Source organism: Hansschlegelia beijingensis (assembly GCF_045505405.1).
GTDB classification, from domain to species: Bacteria; Pseudomonadota; Alphaproteobacteria; order Rhizobiales; family Methylopilaceae; genus Methylopila; species Methylopila beijingensis_A.
On record NZ_JBJKEX010000410.1, the window covers coordinates 1 to 2,509 of the forward strand.

The following is a 2,509-nucleotide window of genomic DNA, read 5'->3' on the forward strand; positions in this document are numbered from 1 at the left end:
AGCGCTCCGAGCCACGGTTCTCGCCGATGCACAGATGGAAGTGGCCGCCATGGCCGAACATGACGGTCAGATAGCCGTCCATCAGGCCGATCTTTTGCGGAGGCCCCGGGCAGCGCCATTCATAGGCTGCGCCCTCGATCAGCGGGCCGAAGCGGACGCCCGCCCAGTGGTTCTCGAACACGTCGCGCAGGAACGCCTCGAGCGTCGACTGGTCGGCGTCCAGCGCCCAGATCTCGCGCCTCACGGCGCCGTCTTCGTCGCGGATGATCTCGGTCGGCTCGCGCCGCGAAAGGGTCTTTTCAGACATTACGACACCCTGGTCTTGGAGAAGGGCGGCCGCCGACGACGAGCCGGCGGCCGGCGTCGTCAGAACGAGACCTTGAGGCCGCCATAGGCGGCGCGTCCGGGCGTGTCGTAGGTCAGGACCTCCTCGTATTTCCTGTCGAAGAGGTTTTCGACCCGCCCGTAGACCTCGGCGTTCTCGGTCACCTTGTAGGACGCCGCGACGTTGACCAGCGTGTAGGCTTTCAGCGGCACGCTGGTGCGCGCGAAGGTCGTCGCGTCATAGGCGAAGTCGCGTTGGCGGCCGTTGTAGACGACGCCGAGATTGAGGTTCGCCCGGCCCTCGAAGAACGCGTAGTTCGCGTTGAAGCTCGCGACATGCCGCGGCCGGCGCACCAACGTCGCGCCGGTCGCGTCCTCGCCGTCGGTGAAGGTGTAGGCGCCGCGCAGCGTCAGCCCATCGAGCGGCCTGAAGGTCAGGCCGAGCTCGACCCCGTCGATCTTCGACGTGCCCGGAAGGTTGATCGGCCGGTTGACGAAGCCTGTCGGATCGCCCGGGTCGGCGACGGTCTCGCTGGAGATCAGATCCCGGACGCGCTGCTGGAAATAGGTCGCGTCGAGCACGATCCGGTCGCCCCAGAGTGGCTGGTCGAAGCCGAAATCCCAGCCTTCGCCGCGCTCGGGCTTGAGATCGCCGTTCGGAACGAAGTTGCCGGAGAAGCCGAACAGCTCGAAGGTCGTCGGGTTCTTGACGCCCGTGCCCCATGAGGCGCGCAGCTTGGTCCTGGTCCGGTCGAAGGTGTAGGCGCTTGCGACGCGGTAGGTCGTCGCCTCTTCGAACCGGTCGTTGAAGTCCTGACGGATGCTGCCGGTGACGAACAGCTTCTCGAGCACGCCGATCTGGTATTGGCCGACGAGGCCCGCATTGTCGATGTGCCTGCGGAGCGGGTTCGGCGCATCGGCCGGGAACGGGAAGGCGGTGTAGCTCTTCACCGCGTCCCGGGTGCGATCGGCGCCGAAGGTCACGACATGGCTCGTCGGCAGCGCGCCGGCGGTGTCGAACCGGATGTTGGTCTGGTAGTCGAACCGGGTCATCTCGCCGAGCGTGGCGTAGGTCTTCAGGTCGCTCCCGTCGAAGCTGCGCCGGTCCTGCCGGGTGTAGGACATGCCGAGCACATGGTCCCAGGCACCGTCGAGCAGGGTCGCCCTGGCCTGCGCGCGGCCGAAGAACTGCTTGCCCTTCTCGGTGTCGCGGCTGTCGACCGCGGCCGCCACAGGGTAGCCGTCCGAGGCCGCGCCGAAATTGTCCCGGTCGGCGTCGAACTCCGTGTAGCGGGCGACCCCCGTGAACTCGACGTTCTCCGTCGGCCGCACCGAGACTTTGGCGAGCCCTGTCCCGCTCCTGTAGCCGTCGCGGTCGAGCGAGCCGGTCGGGGCGTAGGCGTCGAACCGGGTCGCCGTCGAGACGCCGCGGGTGCTGAAGCCCTGGCCGGCGATCAGGTAGTCGTAGGCCTCCGTCCCGCCCGACACGGACGCCGTCCCGGTCACGGTGTTGAACGCCCCCCCTTCGATGGAGGCTCGGAAGCGGGTCGGGCCCGGCTCGCCCTTGCGCGTCACGATGTTGATCACGCCGCCGACCGCGTCCGCGCCGTAAAGCGCGCTCTGGGGCCCGCGCAGCACGTCGATGCGCTCGACCTCGAGATTGAGCAGGTTCGCGAAGTCGAACTCGGCGCTCGTGCCGGGATCGTTCATGCGGATGCCGTCGACGATGACGAGCGTCTGATTGCCCTCCGACCCGCGAATGCGAATCTGGGTCAGGGCGCCGACAGGCCCCGTGCGGTTGACCGCCACGCCGGGCAGCTCGCGCAGGACGTCCGACACGACGCGGATCTGGCGCTCCTCGAGCTCCTTGCCGGAAATCGACGAGATGGCGCTGCCGATCGCGGCCTGCGGGCCTGCGATCCGGTTCGCGGTGACGGAGATCTCCTCGAGCTCGGCCGCCTCCTCCGACGGGGACGTGTGGGCCGCGACAGCGGAGGTGAGGCCAAGAAAAATGGCCGCGGACACGGCCGAGCGCGCGCAGGCGCCCTGTGAAAGGTGAGGAAGGCTGGACATCGAAACCCCGAGCGGGACGAGTGGCACGTCACCGCGAACTCGAGGTCTCACCCGTCACGCGTGGTCGCCCACGCCCGATGGCTCGCCCACCATCGGTGCACCCCGCCCGACG

Annotated in this window: 2 protein-coding genes; both read right to left on the reverse strand. The window is 68.3% G+C overall.

The window, feature by feature from the left end; genetic code table 11:
- The coding region (locus ACIKT0_RS16830; protein WP_474998508.1) for a DUF7676 family protein at positions 1 to 307 on the reverse strand (307 nt) is incomplete at its 3' end.
- A gap of 59 nt (positions 308 to 366) precedes the next feature.
- Positions 367 to 2,349, reverse strand: coding sequence for a TonB-dependent receptor plug domain-containing protein (locus ACIKT0_RS16835; protein ID WP_407106525.1), 1,983 nt, complete (start codon positions 2,347 to 2,349; stop codon positions 367 to 369).
- Between the last annotated feature and the right edge of the window lie 160 nt (positions 2,350 to 2,509).